This window comes from Streptomyces sp. NPDC054849 (assembly GCF_053610945.1).
On sequence record NZ_JBSGZI010000134.1, the window covers coordinates 1 to 18,081 of the forward strand.

An 18,081-nucleotide genomic window follows, 5' to 3' on the forward strand; every position below is an offset into this window, starting at 1 on the left:
TCTTTACTGCTTGGGGGGGCGCGGTTTTGTCGCCCGTCGCCCGCCTCGGTCTGCGGGGCCGTCAGATCCCGGACGCGGCCCGGCGCTGCACCACGTATCCGGTCACCGCGAGGGCGAGGGTGAGGCCGCCGGTGAAGACCACCTGAACGCGGGTGTCCTCGCCCATCGCCATCAGCACCAGGACCCCGGCCACTGCGGCCAGCGCCACCCAGGTCAGATACGGGAAGCCCCACATCCGCACGACCAGCTTGCCCGGGGCCTCGCCCTCGAGGCGCCGGCGCAGCAGGAACTGTGAGACGGCGATGAAGCCCCAGACGACGAGGATGACCCCGCCGACCATGTTCAGCAGCCAGGCGAACAGCGTGTCGGGATACCGGTACGACAGCAGGACGGTGACGAAGCCGAAGCCGCAGGAGGCGAGCACCGCCCGGCGCGGCACCCTGCCGGTGACCTTGCCCAGCGCCTTGGGGCCCTGGCCGCGGGAGACGAGGGAGTAGGCCATGCGCGAGGAGCCGTAGACGTTGGCGTTCATCGCGGACAGCAGGGCGATCAGGATGACCACGTTCATGATCTCGCCTGCGGCCGGGATGCCCAGGCGGTCCAGGGTGGCCGCGTACGGGCCGTCCGTGGTGACCGCCGGGTCGTTCCACGGCAGCAGGGTGACGATGACCAGCATGGAGCCGACGTAGACGATCGCGATCCGCCACATGGTGGTCCGCACGGCCTTGGCCACGCCCGCGACCGGGTCCTCGGACTCTGCGGCCGCGATGGTCACCGTCTCCAGCCCTCCGTACGCGACGACCGAGGCCAGCAGTCCGACCAACAGGCCGTCCACGCCGTGGGGCAGGAAGCCGCCGTCGTGCAGCAGGTTGGCGGTGCCAGGGGCGCCCGTGCCGGGCAGCAGGCCGAGGACGGCGAGCACGCCCAGGCCCAGGAACAGCCCGATCGCTCCGATCTTGAGGGCGGCGAACCAGAACTCGAACTCGCCGAAGTGCGAGACGGCGGCGAGGTTGGAGCCGCAGAACAGCGCCATGAAGACCAGCACCCACATCCAGGAGGGGGTGCCCGGGAACCAGCCCGTCATGATGTGCGCCGCGCCGATGGCCTCGATGGCCACGCCCACGCACAGCAGCGTCCAGAACATCCAGCCGGCGGTGAATCCGGCCCAGGGGCCGATGGCCCGCTCGGCATGAACGGAGAAGGAGCCGGAGGCGGGGTTCGCCGCCGACATCTCGCCGAGCATCCGCATCACGAACATCACCAGGATCCCGGACGCGGCGTACGCGAGCACGATCGAGGGGCCCGCGGCGGCGATGCCGGCGCCGGATCCCACGAAGAGTCCCGCGCCGATGACGCCGCCGAGGGCGATCATCGAGAGGTGGCGCTGCTTGAGTCCGTTGCCGAGGGGTGACCCGGTGTCGGTCTGCTGCGGTTCGGGCGGTGTCAGGGTGCTCTGACTCATGAAGGGTGTGCCTGTCCGGTGTGCGGGGGGACGTGAGGAGGTGCCCCAGTCTGCCGACCGTCCGATTACCGGATGTTCCGTGTCCGGTATGCGGACGGTGAGTTCACGGTTCGTGATCATGTCCGTACGCGCGCGGCGACGTCGCGGACACCGGAGCGAGCGGGCCGCCGACGGTCAGGCCCTGCGGGCCCGGAGTTCACGCACCCCCGCCACGGCGAGGACCAGCGCGGCCGCGCCCGAGGACCACAGCAGCTGCGGCCGTGCGGAATCGTCGAACAGCATCAGGACCAGAACCGCCGCCATCCCGATGAGGGCCGTCCAGGTCAGGTACGGGAACAGCCACATCGGCAGGGTCAGCCGCTCAGGCATGTCCCGCTCGATGATCCGGCGCAGCCTCAGCTGCGAGACGGCGATCAGGGCCCACACGAACAGCAGTACGGCGCCGACCGCGTTGAGCATGTAGAGGAAGATCGTCTCAGGCCACAGCAGGTTCAGCACCACCGACACGAAACCGAAGGCCACCGAAGCGAACACGGCGCGGCGCGGCACCCCGCCGCCCGAGACCTTCAGCAGCGCCTTCGGCGCCTCGCCGCGCTCGGCGAGCGAGAAGACCATGCGCGAGGACCCGTACAGGTTGGCGTTGAGCGCCGAGAGCAGTGCCACGAACACCACGATGTTCATGATCTGGCCGGCCGCCGGGATGCCGATGGAGTCCAGGACGGCGACGTACGGGCTCTGGCCCGGCTCCAGCGAGTCCCAGGGCAGCAGGGTCACGATGACCGCCATCGAGCCGACGTAGAAGAAGAGGATGCGCCACACCGCGCTGCGCACCGCGCGGGACACGGAGCGCGCCGGGTCGTCCGACTCGGCGGCGGCGATGGTGACGACCTCCAGGCCGCCGAAGGCGAAGATGACGGCGAGCATGCCGGCGATCACGCCGCCGATGCCTGCCGGGAAGAAGCCGCCCTGCCCGGTCAGGTTGGCCGTGCCGACGGGGTCCGTGTCGGGCAGCAGGCCGAAGATCGCGAGGGTGCCGAGGATCAGGAACAGCACGATCGCCCCGACCTTCAGGGCGGCGAACCAGAACTCGAACTCGCCGAAGTTCCGTACGGCGGCCAGGTTGCTCACGGTGAAGACCACCATGAACAGCAGCACCCAGACCCACTGGTCGACCGAGGGCACCCAGCCGTTGGCGATCTTCGCGGCGCCGGTGGCCTCCACGGCCAGCACCACGACCAGCAGGAACCAGTACAGCCAGCCCGCCGAGAAACCGGCCCAGCGGCCGAGGGCCTTCTCCGCGTAGACCGAGAAGGAGCCGGACGCGGGCATCGCGGCCGACATCTCGCCGAGCGCCCGCATCACCAGCATCGCGAGGACGCCCGCGAGCAGGTAGGAGCAGATGATCGCGGGACCGGCGATGCCGATGCCGGCGCCGGAGCCGACGAAGAGGCCGGCGCCGATCACGCCACCGAGGCCCAGCATGGTCAGGTGACGCTGCTTGAGGCTGTGGCTGAGGGGTTCCGCGGGCAGGTCGCCCGTCATCGGAGGAGCTTCGGGCAAGCGGTCGCGCATGAGGGGTGCTCGTACTCTCGTTCGGCCCAGCGGCGGTGGGGCTCCGCATCCGGATTGGCGGGACCCTACAGTCTCACCGAGCGGCGGCCTTGCGTGCAAAACGGAAGTGTTGTCGGATCTTCCCCGTGACACGGATCACGCGAACACGGGTGTGAGCGAGGGTCTTTGTGCGGTCTCCACCAAACCGAGGAGTATGCCTTTGTGTCGGGTGGCGGTGGGGGCGCGGCGGGCCGCGGACTAACGTCGGTGATCGTCCTGTCACCCCGACCCTTCCGGAGCCCTCGATGAGCACCGCTTCCGTCTCCTTCCGGCCCGGCGCCGTCCTCGCCGACCTGCTGCCCGCGAGCCGCGTCCGCGACATCGCGCTCGTCGTCGGCGGAGCCGTGCTCACCGGACTGGCCGCGCAGATCGCCGTACCCGTACCGGGCTCCCCGGTCCCCGTCACCGGCCAGACCTTCGCGGCGCTGCTGGTCGGCACCGCCTTCGGAGCCCGCCGCGGCTTCCTGGCGCTGGCGCTGTACGCCCTCCTGGGCGCGGCCGGGATGCCCTGGTTCGCGAACGGCACCTCCGGCGCCGGCGGCGCGTCCTTCGGCTACGTGCTCGGCATGCTGCTCGCCGCCACGCTGGTCGGCGCCCTCGCGCGCCGGGGCACCGACCGCTCGGTCCTGCGGACGGCGGGCACCATGGCGCTCGGCTCCGCGGTGATCTACGCCGTGGGCGTGCCCTACCTGATGGCCGCCACCGGCATGTCCCTGAGCGCCGCCGTCGCGGCGGGCCTGACCCCGTTCCTGCTCGGCGACGCGCTCAAGGCCGCCCTCGCGATGGGCGCCCTGCCGGCCGCCTGGAAGCTGGCCGGCCGCCGCGGCTGACCAGCCCCCCTACGCCGGAGCCCGGCCCGCCGGTGACGGCGGGCCGGGCTCTGTCGTACGTACGCGACCAGGGGTCAGCCCTGCAGCGCGGCCCGCTTGCGGCGGAAGTCCAGCACCACGCCGACGGCCACGACCAGACCGGCGACCAGCGTGGACAGGGTGACCACCTCGCGGTTGGCGTCGTCCACGAACATGTAGCCGATCACGAACATGATCAGGGCGGCGGTGGCCCAGGTCAGCCAGGGGAAGAGCCACATCTTCACGGTCAGCTTCTCCGGGGCCTCGCGGACCAGGATGCCGCGCATCTTCAGCTGGGTGAAGCAGATCACCAGCCAGACGAAGAGCGCGATGGCACCCGAGGAGTTCAGCAGGAAGTTGAAGACCGTGTCCTTGAAGGCGTAGTTGAAGTAGACGGCGACGAAGCCGAAGACCGTGGAGCCCAGGATCGCGGCCACCGGCACGCCCTTGGAGTTGACCTTGGCGAACGCCTTGGGGGCGTCGCCGCGCTCACCGAGCGAGAAGGCCATGCGGGAGGCGGTGTACAGGCCCGAGTTCAGGCAGGACAGCACGGCGGTCAGGACGATGACCTCCATGATGGTGCCGGCGTGCGCGATGCCGATCGAGTCCAGGGCGGCGACGTACGAGCCCTTCTCGGTGATCGACTTGTCGTTCCACGGCAGCAGGGTCAGCACGATGAAGATCGAGCCGAGGTAGAAGACGCCGATCCGCCAGATGACGGAGTTGGTCGCCTGGGTGACCGCCTTGCGGGGGTTCTCCGACTCGCCGGCCGCCAGCGTGACGATCTCGCTGCCCATGAAGGAGAAGACGACCATCAGCACACCGGTGAGGACGGCGCCGTAACCGTTGGGGAAGAAGCCCCCGGCGTCGGTCAGGTGCGCGAAGCCCGCGCCCGGGTTGTCGGAGCCCGGCAGCAGGCCGAAGACGGCCAGCATGCCGACGATCACGAAGGCGCCGATGGCGACGACCTTGATGCCCGCGAACCAGAACTCGAACTCACCGTAGGAGGCGACCGAGCCGAGGTTGGTGACGGTCAGGACCGCCATCACGATCAGCGCCCAGGCCCACTGCGGGACGGCCGGGATCCAGTTCTCGAGAATGGCGGCGCCCGCGGTGGCCTCCACGGCGAGCACGACGACCCAGAAGAACCAGTAGAGCCAGCCGATGGAGAAGCCGGCCCAGCGGCCGAGCGCCCGGTCGGCGTACGCGGAGAAGGAGCCCGAGTTCGGGCTGGCGGCCGCCATCTCGCCCAGCATCCGCATCACGAAGACCACCATCGCGCCGACCAGCGCGTAGGAGATCAGGATGGCGGGACCGGCCTTGGCGATACCGCCGCCGGAGCCGACGAAGAGACCGGCGCCGATGACGCCACCGATGGCGATCATGGACAGGTGGCGGTTCTTGAGACCGGCCTTCAGACCGTCGGACGGCTGACCGTCACCGGGGTTACCGGTGGGGTTGCCTTCCTTCTGAAGGGTCGTCGTGGAGCTCATGGACGGATCCTTAGGTTCTCGGGTTGCGAGCCCCGGCATTCAAACCTGAGATGAACGCAGGACGGAAGACCTCAATCCGGATCGTTGCCTGGGGGCGAACGTCCCGGACCAAAGCCCCACCGTGTCCCATCTGCGTTCTTTGGGTTTACTTGAGCTTTAGAAGTGACTTACGCGACACCCGCTGCGGGCTGCCGGGCCTCCCCGTGCCACACTCGTCCCATGCGCGTGTACCTCGGATCCGACCATGCCGGCTTTGAGCTCAAGAACCACCTGGTGGACTGGCTCAAGAACAACGGCCACGAGCCCGTCGACTGTGGGCCCCACATCTACGACGCGGTGGACGACTACCCGCCGTTCTGCCTCCGCGCCGCGGAGAAGACCGCCGCGGACGCCGACAGCCTCGGCATCGTGATCGGCGGCTCCGGCAACGGCGAGCAGATCGCCGCGAACAAGGTCAAGGGCGTCCGCGCCATCCTGGCCTGGAGCGTCCAGACCGCCCAGCTCGGCCGTGAGCACAACAACGCCAACGTCATCTCCGTCGGCGGCCGGATGCACACGCAGGAGGAGGCCGTCAGCTTCATCGAGGCCTTCCTGGCGACGCCGTACTCCGACGAGGAGCGCCACACCCGTCGTATCGACATGCTCTCCGCCTACGAGCAGACCGGCGAGCTCCCCCCGATCCCGGCCCACCACCCGCAGGGCTGATCCCCCCGTCCGGGCCCGGGGCCCCCGCCGCGCGCGGGCCCCCCCCGCTGGGGAAAAGGGGGGGCCCAGCGGGGCCCCCCGCGGCCCCGCCCCCCCCGCCCGCCCAACGCGCTCTTGGCCTCCCCCCGCGCGCGGCCGCTCCCCCGGTCGGGGCGCGCCCCACGGCCGTTTTCTCATGTCGAGGAGCATTGCCGTGCCCGAGGGGCATACGATCCACCGTCTCGCCGAGGACCACCTCCACCGGTTCGCCGGACGCGAGGTCGCCGTCGGCAGCCCCCAGGGGCGGTTCGCCGACAGTGCGGCCCTGCTCGACGGGCGGATCCTTGACGGCGTCGACGCCCACGGCAAGCACCTCTTCCTCGGGTTCGAGGGGAACGGCTGGATCCACATCCACCTCGGGCTCTTCGGCAAGTACGCGATCGGCCCCGCACCCGCCCCGCCGCCCACCGACACGGTCCGGCTGCGCCTGGCCAACGACGACTACTTCTCCGACCTGCGCGGCCCGACCACCTGCGCGTGGATCACGGACGAGGAGAAGCGGGCCATAAGCGACCGGCTCGGGCCGGACCCCTTGCGCAACGGTGACGACCCCGACCGCGCCTGGGCCCGGATCTCCCGCTCCCGCACCACCGTCGCCGCCCTGCTGATGGACCAGAAGGTCGTCGCCGGCGTCGGCAACGTCTACCGCGCCGAGGTCCTCTTCCGACACGGCATCGACCCGTACCGCCAGGGCAAGGACCTCACCCGCGCCGAATGGGACGCCATGTGGGCCGACCTGGCCGCCCTGATGCGCGAGGGCGTGCGCAACAACCGCATCGACACCGTCCGCGACGAGCACCTGCCCGAGGCGATGGGCCGGCCGCCGCGGGTCGACGACCACGGCGGCGAGGTGTACGTCTACCGGAGGGCGAACCTGCCCTGCCACATCTGCGGGGGCGAGATCCGCACCGCCGGTCTCGCCGCCCGCAACCTCTTCTGGTGCCCGGCCTGTCAGCAGCGCTGACCGTCAGAAGCCGTGCGGCAGCCAGGGGGCCACGTCCCCGGCGAAGGCGCGCGAGGCCTCCGTCAGCGCGCCCTCGCGCAGCTCGCGCACCAGGCCCGCCGCCGCGAGAGAGGTGAGCGTCACCCCGCCCAGGTACGCCGACCCCAGCTCGCGCACCGACAGCTCCAGCTCGGCCGGCTCCCCGGTCCGCGTACAGCGGGCGGCGCCCTTGCCGTCCGCGACCAGCCGCCACCGCCCCGCGTTCCACGGACAGAACGCGTCCTCGACCTCCAGGACCACGTCCGCCGGAGCCCCGTAGGTCCGCGCCTCCAGCGCCGCCGCCAGCTCCACCAGCCGTACGTACAGCGCGTCCCGCGTGCGCGGCTGCGACCGCCGGACGTCGCTCACCAGGTGCAGCACCGGATCGTCCACCGGCCGCCTGGACGCCCGTACCGTCCAGGTCAGGTCGATCGAGAAGAGGTAGCGCCACAGCGCCGCGTACGCCGCCGGGTTCAGCGCGTCGAGGTCGCTCACCACGACCTTGCCGTCCGAACCGTCCAGACCCCAGTCGGCCTTGACCCGGTAGCGGGCGTAACCGACCACCTCGCCGTCCTCCCGCTCGGCGACCACGCACTTCAGCGGCGACCCGCCGTCGCGCATCGCGGGCGGGTCCAGCAGCGGCATCCGCTCCCAGCCGGGCCGGCGGGCCGGCATGCCCGGCCGCCCGGGGACCAGGGCCGCGTACACCCTCTCGCAGTCGGACAGGGCGCGCTCCGGGTCGACGAGGCGCAGCCGGACCCCGTCCGTGCCCGGCGGCACGGACAGACGCACCCGGGTCGTGTCCATCTCCAACGCCAGGGCGTACGTCGCGGTGCCGTAGCCGAACCGCCCGTAGATCGCCGGATCCGAGGCCGTCAGCACGGCGAGCGGTTCGCCACCCGCACGGATGTCGTCCAGCTGGCGCCGCATCAGGGACCGGAGCACGCCGCGCCGCCGGTGGGTGGGGGAGACACCCACCATCGTGACGCCGGCTGCCGGGACGATCGCCCCGCCCGGCACGGAGAGACGGAAACCGAAGGCGCCGGCCGAGCCCACGCAGGTGTCGCCGTCCCAGACGCCGAGCGAGCGCTCCGGCTCCGTCAGTGACTCGTACAGCTTCCGCTCCTGGGGGGAGTCCGGCACGCCGCCGAACGCCAGTTCCAGGTGGTCGTACCAGACATCCCACTCATCAGCCTGCAATACGCGCATCTCAAGAGCCATACGGTCATCCCTATCAGGGCATTCCGACCCAGGTCGACGAGTTTTCGGGCACCCCGCAGCCCCAGGTCCGGGGGTACCCCTGCGCATCCACAGTCAGGATGGATAGGGTCCCGGATCAATGGCCGGAGCACGCGTGGAAACCCTCATGGCCCGGATGCGCATGCTGTCGCACCGGGGCCGCACCGCCCTGCGCAAATCCGCGGTCGACTACTTCCGCGGCGATGCCTCCGACTGGCTCGCCTTCGGCGGGCTCCTGCTCACCATCCCCGCCATCGCCTGCGGCACGCTGATGCTGCCGGTCTGGTTCTCGCCCTCGGCGCTCGTCCTGCCGATCGTGGCCGGCGGCCTGCTGCTGCGCCCCGCCAGCCTCCTCGCCCTGTACGCCGCCTCCGCGGCCGCGCTGATCGTGGAGGCCCTCGTCCTCGGCCCCTATACCCAGGGCCCGGCGCGCGTCACCCCCGGCACCGTCCTGGTGGTCGCCGCCTGCGGGTTCTTCGGACTGGTCATCGCCCAGTTCCGCAGCCGCGTCGGCGTGCCCTGGCGGCGCGGCGGCACCATGCTCTTCGACCTGCGCGAACGGATCCGGGTCCAGAGCAAGCTGCCCGCCCTGCCGCGCGGCTGGCACCGCGAGATGGCCCTGCGCCCGGCCGGCGGCCAGTCCTTCTCCGGCGACTTCGTGGTCGCGGCCCGCACCAACGGCGGCCGGACCCTGGAGATCGTCCTGACCGACGTCTCCGGCAAGGGCATGGAGGCGGGCTCCCGGGCCCTGCTGCTGTCCGGTGCCTTCGGCGGGCTGCTCGGCGCGCTGCCGCCGCACGGCTTCCTGCCCGCCGCCAACGGCTACCTGCTCCGCCAGGACTGGGACGAGGGCTTCGCCACCTCCATCCACCTCGTCCTGGACCTGCAGACCGGCGACTACGAACTCCTCTCGGCCGGCCACCTCCCCGCGCTCCAGCTCTGCGCGGGCACCGGCCGCTGGCAGGAGCAGTCCGGCGAGGGCCCGCTGCTCGGCGTCTACGACGGCGCCGAGTTCACCCCCGCCCGCGGAAACCTCCGCCCCGGCGACGTCCTGATGCTCTTCACCGACGGCCTCGTCGAGACCGCCGACCGCGACATCAGCGAGGGCATCGACCGCCTCACCGGCGAAGCCGACCGCTACGTCGCCGCCGGCTGGGAGGGCGCGACCTGGCACCTGATCGAAAAGGTCGCCAAGGACGTCAACGACGACCGCGCGCTGCTGCTGATCCGCCGCTCCGCCTGAGGAGGGCGGGGGACGGCCCCGCCCGCCGGTCCACCGGGGCCCGCCCACGGTCCGCCGGGTGGCGCCCACGGTCCGCCGGGCCCCGCCCTCGGTCGCCGGGCCCCGCCCTCGGTCGCCGGGTGGCGCCCCCGGTCCGCCGGGTGGCGTCACGGCCGCCGCCGACCTGGCCGGGCTCTGCCCTCGGCCCGCCGGGCTCTGCCCTCGGCCGCCGGGCCCTGCCCCCGGTCCGCCGGCCGGCGGCACGGCCGCCGCCGACTGCCCTCCCGACCTGCAGCAGACCGCCCATGACCCGCCGCACGCCCGAGGGCGCGGGCGCCTGACGCGGCCCCGGGGCCGGACGATCACCGGGCGGTCGCCGTCCACGGGCCGAGCCCCAGCCTCCCGGTGTTCCCGAGGTCGACCGGGTGAGCCGTCCGCAGGCTCAGACGGGGAGCGCCGGGGCGCGGCTCGACCTCCACGATCGACGCCGTCGTGGCGGTCACCGTCCCGTCGGTGACCAGGTTGCGCCACACCATCCACACCGACGCAGTCTGCCCCGGCGCCAGCGTCACCCGCTGGGGCGCCGCGTCGATGTGCGGCACCCCCGTGGTGATCCCCGCCGCGCCGTGCTCGACCGAGACCTCCACCGGCTCGTTGCGGTCGTCCCGTAGCGACACCCGCGGGTAGCCCTCCAGGACGTACGGCTGCGCACCGCAGTTGACCAGCTGGAAGCCCGCCACCCGCAGCCCCATCGCGGCGTTCCCGTCGGTCTCGACGAGCCGGACCCCGCCCTCGGGGCACGACGGGCCGGTGCCGGGCTGCGCCGTCCGGACCGGCTTCGCCGTCGCGGTCGGCCCCGGTGCGGCCCTCGGCGCCGGCGGCGCATCGCACCCCGCCACCGCGGCCAGCACCCCCACGACGACGACCCCGGCCACGCCCCGTGTCCACAGCTTCGCGATCATCCGCCGAGCCTACGACGGCCGCCGCCCGCACCGGGCGGGCCACTGCCCCCGGATTGGCCCGCCCGCGCGACCCCGGCCGCGCCTACCGTGCCCCCATGGACCGCATGCTCGCCGCCGACCTCGCCCGGCTCCCCGACCTCCTCGACGCCACCCGCCGCGCCGCCGCCGACGCGCTCGCCACCCTGGACGAGCGGGCCGTCGTACCGCCCACCGCACCGCCGCACGACCCCGAGGCCCTCCCGGAGCACGCCGCCGGCGCGGACGCCGCCCTCGCCGCCTTCCGCGACCGCTGGGAGCCTCGGCTCTCGGCCTCGGCGGGCCCCCGCTACCTCGGCTTCGTCACCGGCGGAGCCACCCCCGCGGCGCTCGCAGGCGACTGGCTCACCGCCGTCCACGACCAGAACTCCAACTCCACCCTCGACGGCGCCGGCCAGGACCTCGAACGTGAGACCGTCGGCTGGCTGCGCGAGCTCTTCCACCTCACCCCCGCCCACACCGGCACGTTCGTCAGCGGCGCCACCATGTCCAACACCACCGGCCTCGCCATCGCCCGCGAATGGCTCGGCGAACGCCTCGGCGTCTCGCCGGCCGAGGACGGCGTGGCGGCCCTCGGCAGGGTCCGCGTGCTCTCCGGCGCCCCGCACTCCTCGATCGCCAAGGCCCTCTCGGTCCTCGGCCTGGGCCGTGACAGCCTGGTCAGGGTCCCGACCCTGCCCGGCCGGGAGGCCGTCGACCCCGCCGCCCTGGACCGCGCCCTCGCCGACACCCCCGGACCGGCCGTGGTCGTGGCCAACGCGGGCACCGTCAACACCGTCGACTTCGACGACCTCCCGGCGATCGCGGCCCTGCGCCCGCGCCACGACTTCTGGCTGCACACCGACGCCGCGTTCGGCGCCTTCGCCGCCCTGTCCCCGGACCACGCCCACCTCGCCGACGGCCTCGACGCCTCGGACTCCCTCTGCATCGACCTGCACAAGTGGCTCAACGTCCCCTACGACAGCGCCGTCCAGTTCACCCGCCGACGCGACCTGCAGGCCCGCGTCTTCCAGAACTCCGCCGCCTACCTCGGCCCGCTCGGCGACACCCCCGACCTCGTCCACCTGACCCCGGAGAACTCCCACCGGCTGCGCGCCCTCGCCGCCTGGTTCACGCTGCGCGCCTACGGCCGCCAGGGCCACCGGGAGATCGTCGAACGCGACATCGCCTGCGCCCGCGCCCTGGGCGCCGCCGTGGAGGAGGACTCCGCCTTCACCCTCCTCGCCCCGGTCCGCCTCAACGTCGTCTGCTTCACCCTCGCCGAGGCCCCCACCGCGGCCCGCCTGACCGCCCTGCGCGAGGCGGCGGCCGCCGAGGTCTTCGTCACCCCGACCGTCTACGCGGGAACCCCCGCCCTGCGCGCCGCGTTCTCCAACTGGCGTACGACACAGGCGGATGTGCGCCGGGCCGCCGAGGCCCTCCGAAAGGCAGCGAGGGAGATCGCATGACGAGCCGTCCCCTGACACTCGTGGAGGTCGAGGCCCTGGCGCGCGGTGCGCACGAGGGCCAGACCGACAAGGCCGGCCGGCCGTACGCAGAGCACCTCGCAGCCGTGGCCGAAGGCGTCCGCCTGCGCGGCGGCACCCCCGAACAGCAGGCGGCGGCCTGGCTCCACGACGCGATCGAGGACGAGGCGCTCAGCCTCACCTGGCTGGATTCCGCGGCCCTCCCTCAGTCCGTGAAGGACATGGTCCTCGCGGTCACCAAGCGCCCCGGCGAACCGGTCGAGCAGTACACGGCCCGCATCCTGGCCACTCCGGGCGCCCTGCTGGTCAAGGAGGCCGACCTCGCGCACAACGCCGACCCGGTTCGCCTCTCGGTGCTGGACGGCCCCACCCGCGAGCGGCTGACCGCGAAGTACGCGCATGTCCGTTCCCTCCTCGGCCTCACCGCTCCTTGACGCACGCACGACGCCCGAAATATGTCCTTCGCGCGCATGGTTGACGGAAACGGAATCATGGCTGTTCGTCACGGCGCGTATAGCCGAGGCCCGTTGGTGGGAGGATGGTCCATGTGGGGGTGTGCCTGGCCGTGCGCCCCGGGCCGACCAGGGGACGACCGAAGGTGTGATCAGTAGTGGCCATTTCGCTGTCAGTGGTGGTTCTGTTGGCGGTCATCCTGGTGGTGCTGATCCGTGGCAACCACATCAAGACGGGCCCCGCCATCGTCGCGGCCCTCTTCGGCTTCTTCCTGGCGTCCAGCTCGATCGCGGACGACGTGAACCGCTTCCTGAACTCGGTCGCGACGATGATCGCGAACATCAAGCTCTGACCGCCGGCGCCGCCTTCACGTACGGGAGGTCGGTGCGCGACGCTCCGAGGCTGTGGTCCAGGCGTGTCGAGAGGCGGGGGCCAAGGGGCTGCCCGTCTGATCACGACACCCGGGAACGACGAAGGGCCAGGTCGAGGAAACATCCTCTGACCTGGCCCTTCGTGCTTCAGAGCGGGTGACGGGAATCGAACCCGCGTAGCTAGTTTGGAAGACTAGTGCTCTACCATTGAGCTACACCCGCACCGTGCGCCGCAGGTCCGGGGACCGCGGCACGGACAGCATCCTAGCGGGTCGCTCGCGGGGAGTGCACACCACTATTTCGACGCCGCGCCGGAGACCCGCCTGAAACGGGTTGGGGAAACCCCGCACATCAGAGGGTCTCCATGCATGTACCCTACGTGTCGCACCGACGGGGTGTGGCGCAGCTTGGTAGCGCGTCCGCTTTGGGAGCGGAAGGTCGTCGGTTCGAATCCGGCCACCCCGACCACAGCAGTGTCTTCTTCGCGATTCCTCCGGGATTCTCCGGGGATTCCTCGAGGCCACCACAAGATCGCGTTGTGGGCTGATTGCCGCTTGCGGTTACTATGCAAGCTGCGTGCCCGTGTGTCTGATGTACCGGGCCCGATCCACCGAACCGCTGAATCACAGCGTGACGGGGGAGACCCCCAGCAGTCAGCCACCAAGGAGACCAAACCGTGAAGAGCGCCGTGGAGACCCTGAACCCGACTCGGGTTCGGCTCACTGTTGAGGTGCCCTTCGAGGAGCTCAAGGACAGCCTCGACGCGGCCTACAAGAAGATCAACCAGCAGGTCACGGTGAAGGGCTTCCGCAAGGGCAAGATCCCGGCCCGCGTCATCGACCAGCGCTTCGGCCGCGGTGCGGTGCTGGAGGAGGCCGTCAACGACGCCCTCCCGAAGTTCTACACCGAGGCGGTCAACGAGGCCGACCTGAACCCGCTGGGCCAGCCCGAGGTGGACATCACGGAGCTGAAGGACGGCGAGCTGCTGGCCTTCACCGCCGAGGTCGACGTCCGTCCCGAGATCGAGATCCCGGACTACTCCGGCATCGAGGTCGAGGTCGACGCCATCGAGGTCTCCGACGAGGACGTCGAGAAGTCCGTCGAGCAGCTGCGCGGCCGCTTCGCGTCCACCAAGGACGTCGAGCGCGCCGCCCAGGACGGCGACGTCGTCACGATCGACCTCGAGGCCAAGGTCGACGGCGAGGTGCTGGATGACGGCGTCGCTTCCGACGTGTCCTACACCATCGGCTCGGGCGAGCTCCTCGAGGGCATCGACGAGGCCGTCAAGGGCCTGGAGGCCGGTGGCGAGGCCACCTTCACCTCCCAGCTGAAGGGCGGCTCCGCCGAGGGCAAGGACGCCGAGGTCACCGTCAAGGTCACCAAGGTCTCCGCCCGCGAGCTGCCGGAGCTGGACGACGAGTTCGCGCAGATGGCGAGCGAGTTCGACACCCTTGAGGCCCTCAAGGACGACAGCCGCAAGCGCCTCGAGAACATGAAGCAGTACGACCAGGCCACGCAGGCCCAGGAGCGCGTCCTGGAGAAGCTGCTGGAGCTCGTCGAGGTCCCGATCCCCGAGAAGCTCCTCGCGGACGAGGTCCAGACCCGCAAGCACAACCTCGAGCACCACCAGCTCGGCCAGATGGGTCTGACCATCGAGAAGTACCTGGAGTTCCAGGGCAAGACGGTCGAGGAGTTCGACGCCGAGACCTCCGAGCAGGCGATCAAGGGCATCAAGACCCAGTTCGTCCTCGACGCGCTCGTCAACAAGGAGAAGCTGGGCGTCAACCAGGAGGAGCTCACCGAGCACCTCATGCGCCGTGCCCAGTCCTCCGGCATGTCCCCCGACCAGTTCGCCCAGGCGGTCGTCGAGGGTGGCCAGGTTCCGATGCTGGTCGGCGAGGTCGCCCGCGGCAAGGCCCTCGCGGTCGTCGTCGAGGCCTCCAAGGTCGTCGACACCAACGGTGAGATCGTCGACCTGTCCGACGAGGACGAGGAGCAGGACGCCGAGGCCGCCGAGGCGGCCGAGGCCGCCGTCGACGGTGACGACGAGGCGAAGGCCGACGAGGCCAAGTAACACCCTGGGCGAAGGCCCGCCGAGCAGGACCCGCAGTGCCCCGAAGGGCCCGGACGCAGCCGCGTCCGGGCCCTTCCGCATGGCGCCCGAAAGGCTTCGGGACCTTGCGCTCCGAGCGAACAGTTCGGGAAGCGGGATGGCGTTGTCCTACCTGCGCGTTAGGGTCCATGAATACGAGGGCACGTGATTACCCGGACGCCGGCGGACTCGTCCGCACCGGCCGGACCGGGCCCCAGAACGAGACGCTGAGACGGCACATGGCCGTCGGAGACGAGCAGGTGGATACGTGACGAATCTGAAGCCTTACGCCGCGGGTGAGCCGTCCATCGGTGGCGGCCTCGGCGACCATGTCTACAACCGGCTGCTCGGCGAGCGCATCATCTTCCTCGGCCAGCAGGTCGACGACGACATCGCCAACAAGATCACCGCGCAGCTCCTGCTCCTGGCCGCCGAGCCGGAGAAGGACATCTACCTCTACATCAACAGCCCCGGTGGCTCCGTGACGGCCGGTATGGCCGTCTACGACACCATGCAGTACATCCCGAACGACGTCGTCACCATCGGTATGGGCATGGCGGCCTCGATGGGCCAGTTCCTGCTCACCGGTGGCGCCAAGGGCAAGCGCTTCGCCCTGCCGAACACCGACATCCTGATGCACCAGGGCTCCGCCGGTATCGGCGGCACCGCGTCGGACATCAAGATCCAGGCCCAGTACCTGCTGCGCACCAAGCAGCGGATGGCCGAGATCACCGCGTTCCACTCGGGTCAGACGGTCGAGGCGATCATCCGCGACGGTGACCGCGACCGTTGGTTCACCTCCGAGGAGGCCAAGGACTACGGCCTCATCGATGAGATCATCTCGGCAGCGTCCAACGTTCCGGGCGGCGGCGGCACCGGGGCCTGATCCCGGCACCCACCGTCAGTACCCAGCAGCCGACAGCCCGCAGAACGCCCCAGGATGGTGAACACCCAGATGCAGAACAACTTCTCCGCGAGCGGCCTCTACACCGGCCCGCAGGTGGATAACCGCTACGTCATCCCGCGCTTCGTCGAGCGCACCTCGCAGGGTGTGCGCGAGTACGACCCGTACGCGAAGCTCTTCGAGGAGCGCGTGATCTTCCTCGGCGTGCAGATCGACGACGCCTCCGCCAACGACGTCATGGCGCAGCTGCTGTGCCTGGAGTCGATGGACCCGGACCGCGACATCTCGATCTACATCAACAGCCCCGGCGGCTCCTTCACCGCGCTGACGGCGATCTACGACACGATGCAGTTCGTGAAGCCGGACATCCAGACGGTCTGCATGGGCCAGGCGGCCTCCGCCGCCGCGGTCCTGCTCGCCGCCGGCACCCCCGGCAAGCGCATGGCCCTGCCGAACGCCCGCGTGCTGATCCACCAGCCCTCCGGCGGCACCGGCCGTGAGCAGCTCTCGGACCTGGAGATCGCGGCCAACGAGATCCTGCGCATGCGCGACCAGCTGGAGACCATGCTGGCCAAGCACTCGACGACGCCGATCGAGAAGATCCGCGACGACATCGAGCGCGACAAGATCCTCACGGCCGAGGACGCGCTCGCGTACGGCCTGATCGACCAGATCATCTCCACCCGTAAGAGCTCGCACTGATCCTTGCCGCCAGTTGGCTGGGACACGTCGCCGGATTCGGCGATGTGAACCACGTCAAGGGGGCCCCGCTCGGGGCCCCCGGCAAGGTACCGTCGGATATGAGGCACCAGGAGCGCTGAACCAGGCGTCTCCCAGGCGAAGGGGAAGCACCTCGTGGCACGCATCGGTGACGGCGGCGACCTGCTCAAGTGCTCGTTCTGCGGAAAGAGCCAGAAGCAGGTGAAGAAGCTCATCGCAGGACCCGGTGTTTACATCTGCGACGAGTGCATCGACCTCTGCAACGAGATCATCGAAGAGGAACTCGCGGAGACCTCCGAGGTCCGGTGGGAGGAACTCCCCAAGCCCCGTGAGATCTACGAGTTCCTGGAGAGCTACGTCGTCGGCCAGGAGCCGGCGAAGAAGGCGCTCTCGGTAGCGGTCTACAACCACTACAAGCGGGTCCAGGCCGGCGAGAACGGCGGCGCGCAGGGCCGGGACGACGCGATCGAGCTCGCGAAGTCCAACATCCTGCTGCTCGGCCCGACCGGTTCGGGCAAGACCCTGCTGGCCCAGACCCTGGCCCGCATGCTCAACGTCCCGTTCGCCATCGCCGACGCGACGGCGCTGACGGAGGCCGGGTATGTCGGCGAGGACGTCGAGAACATCCTGCTGAAGCTGATCCAGGCCGCCGACTACGACGTCAAGAAGGCCGAGACCGGGATCATCTACATCGACGAGATCGACAAGGTCGCCCGCAAGAGCGAGAACCCGTCGATCACGCGCGACGTCAGCGGCGAGGGCGTACAGCAGGCCCTCCTGAAGATCCTGGAGGGCACGACCGCCTCCGTCCCGCCGCAGGGCGGCCGCAAGCACCCGCACCAGGAGTTCATCCAGATCGACACGACGAACGTGCTCTTCATCGTGGGCGGCGCCTTCGCCGGCCTGGAGAAGATCATCGAGTCGCGCGCGGGAGCCAAGGGCATCGGCTTCGGGGCGACGATCCGCTCGAAGCGTGAGATCGAGGCGAGCGACCAGTTCCAGGAGGTCATGCCGGAGGACCTGGTGAAGTTCGGGATGATCCCCGAGTTCATCGGCCGCCTCCCCGTCCTGACCTCCGTGCACAACCTGGACCGCGAGGCCCTGCTCCAGATCCTCATCGAGCCGCGCAACGCGCTGGTGAAGCAGTACCAGCGGCTGTTCGAACTCGACGGTGTGGAACTGGACTTCGAGCGTGAGGCCCTCGAAGCGATCGCCGACCAGGCGATCCTCCGCCAGACGGGCGCGCGCGGCCTGCGCGCCATCATGGAGGAGGTCCTCATGTCGGTGATGTACGAGGTCCCGTCCCGCAAGGACGTGGCCCGCGTGGTCATCACCTCGGACGTGGTCCGCTCCAACGTCAACCCGACGCTGGTCCCGCGCATCGTCCCGAAGGACCAGGGCCCGCAGGAGAAGTCGGCGTAGCGCGGCCAGGCATTGCCCAGGAGGGCCGATCCCACCCAGTTGGCTGGCATCGGC

Annotated in this window: 16 protein-coding genes and 2 tRNA genes; 12 read left to right on the forward strand and 6 right to left on the reverse strand. The window is 70.6% G+C overall.

What is annotated here, in order from left to right; all coding sequences use genetic code 11:
* Positions 1–61 precede the first annotated feature (61 nt).
* Both ACWGIF_RS34845 and ACWGIF_RS34850 read right to left on the reverse strand, forming a co-directional pair.
* Positions 62–1,462 carry an amino acid permease gene (locus ACWGIF_RS34845; protein WP_453503519.1) on the reverse strand — a complete coding sequence of 467 codons (1,401 nt, stop codon included), beginning with the start codon at positions 1,460–1,462 and terminating at the stop codon, positions 62–64.
* A 174-nt stretch (positions 1,463–1,636) separates the two neighbouring features.
* A complete protein-coding gene (locus tag ACWGIF_RS34850; RefSeq protein WP_453503521.1) occupies positions 1,637–3,034 on the reverse strand; it encodes an amino acid permease in 1,398 nt (465 codons plus the stop codon).
* Positions 3,035–3,318: 284 nt separating this feature from the next.
* Between ACWGIF_RS34850 and ACWGIF_RS34855 the strand changes: the two genes are divergently transcribed.
* Complete coding sequence (locus ACWGIF_RS34855) at positions 3,319–3,903, forward strand: biotin transporter BioY (protein ID WP_453503523.1); 585 nt, start codon at positions 3,319–3,321, stop codon at positions 3,901–3,903.
* Positions 3,904–3,977: 74 nt separating this feature from the next.
* On the opposite strand, the gene ACWGIF_RS34860 is transcribed toward ACWGIF_RS34855, so the two are convergent.
* Positions 3,978–5,414, reverse strand: a complete 1,437-nt coding sequence (locus tag ACWGIF_RS34860) for an amino acid permease (RefSeq protein WP_453503524.1) — start codon at positions 5,412–5,414, stop codon at positions 3,978–3,980.
* Between the two features lie 219 nt (positions 5,415–5,633).
* Between ACWGIF_RS34860 and ACWGIF_RS34865 the strand changes: the two genes are divergently transcribed.
* Positions 5,634–6,119 carry a ribose-5-phosphate isomerase gene (locus ACWGIF_RS34865; RefSeq protein WP_453503526.1) on the forward strand — a complete coding sequence of 162 codons (486 nt, stop codon included), beginning with the start codon at positions 5,634–5,636 and terminating at the stop codon, positions 6,117–6,119.
* 193 nt (positions 6,120–6,312) lie between these two features.
* Positions 6,313–7,122 (forward strand): Fpg/Nei family DNA glycosylase, encoded by an 810-nt coding sequence (locus tag ACWGIF_RS34870; RefSeq protein ID WP_453503528.1) that lies wholly within the window; start codon positions 6,313–6,315, stop codon positions 7,120–7,122.
* 3 nt (positions 7,123–7,125) lie between these two features.
* Here the strand turns inward: ACWGIF_RS34870 and ACWGIF_RS34875 are convergent, their stop codons facing one another.
* Positions 7,126–8,361, reverse strand: coding sequence for a GNAT family N-acetyltransferase (locus tag ACWGIF_RS34875; RefSeq protein ID WP_453503530.1), 1,236 nt, complete (start codon positions 8,359–8,361; stop codon positions 7,126–7,128).
* Between the two features lie 118 nt (positions 8,362–8,479).
* Here ACWGIF_RS34875 and ACWGIF_RS34880 point away from each other — a divergent pair, with 118 nt between their 5' ends.
* Positions 8,480–9,622: a PP2C family protein-serine/threonine phosphatase gene (locus tag ACWGIF_RS34880; RefSeq protein ID WP_453503531.1), complete on the forward strand. Its 1,143-nt coding sequence runs from the start codon at positions 8,480–8,482 to the stop codon at positions 9,620–9,622.
* A gap of 341 nt (positions 9,623–9,963) precedes the next feature.
* Here the strand turns inward: ACWGIF_RS34880 and ACWGIF_RS34885 are convergent, their stop codons facing one another.
* Positions 9,964–10,563 carry a DUF4232 domain-containing protein gene (locus ACWGIF_RS34885; protein WP_453503533.1) on the reverse strand — a complete coding sequence of 200 codons (600 nt, stop codon included), beginning with the start codon at positions 10,561–10,563 and terminating at the stop codon, positions 9,964–9,966.
* 95 nt (positions 10,564–10,658) lie between these two features.
* On the opposite strand from ACWGIF_RS34885, the gene ACWGIF_RS34890 reads away from it, so the two are divergent.
* The 3 genes from ACWGIF_RS34890 to ACWGIF_RS34900 all read left to right on the forward strand — a co-directional run bounded on the left by ACWGIF_RS34890 (position 10,659) and on the right by ACWGIF_RS34900 (position 12,870).
* Positions 10,659–12,047, forward strand: a complete 1,389-nt coding sequence (locus ACWGIF_RS34890) for a pyridoxal phosphate-dependent decarboxylase family protein (protein WP_453503535.1) — start codon at positions 10,659–10,661, stop codon at positions 12,045–12,047.
* The gene (locus tag ACWGIF_RS34895; protein ID WP_453503536.1) at positions 12,044–12,499 is read left to right on the forward strand and encodes an HD domain-containing protein; all 456 of its coding nucleotides are present in this window, start codon (positions 12,044–12,046) and stop codon (positions 12,497–12,499) included. The genes ACWGIF_RS34890 and ACWGIF_RS34895 overlap by 4 nt, the downstream gene beginning before the upstream one ends.
* 176 nt (positions 12,500–12,675) lie before the next feature.
* Positions 12,676–12,870, forward strand: coding sequence for a hypothetical protein (locus tag ACWGIF_RS34900; protein ID WP_403624186.1), 195 nt, complete (start codon positions 12,676–12,678; stop codon positions 12,868–12,870).
* A 170-nt stretch (positions 12,871–13,040) separates the two neighbouring features.
* On the opposite strand, the gene ACWGIF_RS34905 is transcribed toward ACWGIF_RS34900, so the two are convergent.
* A tRNA-Gly gene (locus ACWGIF_RS34905) sits at positions 13,041–13,111 on the reverse strand.
* Positions 13,112–13,280: 169 nt separating this feature from the next.
* Between ACWGIF_RS34905 and ACWGIF_RS34910 the strand changes: the two genes are divergently transcribed.
* The 5 genes from ACWGIF_RS34910 to clpX all read left to right on the forward strand — a co-directional run bounded on the left by ACWGIF_RS34910 (position 13,281) and on the right by clpX (position 18,027).
* Positions 13,281–13,357, forward strand: a tRNA-Pro gene (locus ACWGIF_RS34910).
* Between the two features lie 208 nt (positions 13,358–13,565).
* Positions 13,566–14,963 (forward strand): trigger factor, encoded by a 1,398-nt coding sequence (tig, locus tag ACWGIF_RS34915; RefSeq protein ID WP_453503539.1) that lies wholly within the window; start codon positions 13,566–13,568, stop codon positions 14,961–14,963.
* A gap of 286 nt (positions 14,964–15,249) precedes the next feature.
* Entirely contained in the window at positions 15,250–15,867 is a 618-nt protein-coding gene (locus ACWGIF_RS34920) for an ATP-dependent Clp protease proteolytic subunit (RefSeq protein ID WP_030026957.1), read from the forward strand.
* Positions 15,868–15,921: 54 nt separating this feature from the next.
* On the forward strand, positions 15,922–16,587 hold the full coding sequence (locus ACWGIF_RS34925; protein ID WP_030710839.1) for an ATP-dependent Clp protease proteolytic subunit: 666 nt from the start codon (positions 15,922–15,924) through the stop codon (positions 16,585–16,587).
* Between the two features lie 153 nt (positions 16,588–16,740).
* Entirely contained in the window at positions 16,741–18,027 is a 1,287-nt protein-coding gene (gene clpX / locus ACWGIF_RS34930) for an ATP-dependent Clp protease ATP-binding subunit ClpX (protein ID WP_030710841.1), read from the forward strand.
* The last annotated feature ends 54 nt before the right edge of the window (positions 18,028–18,081 follow it).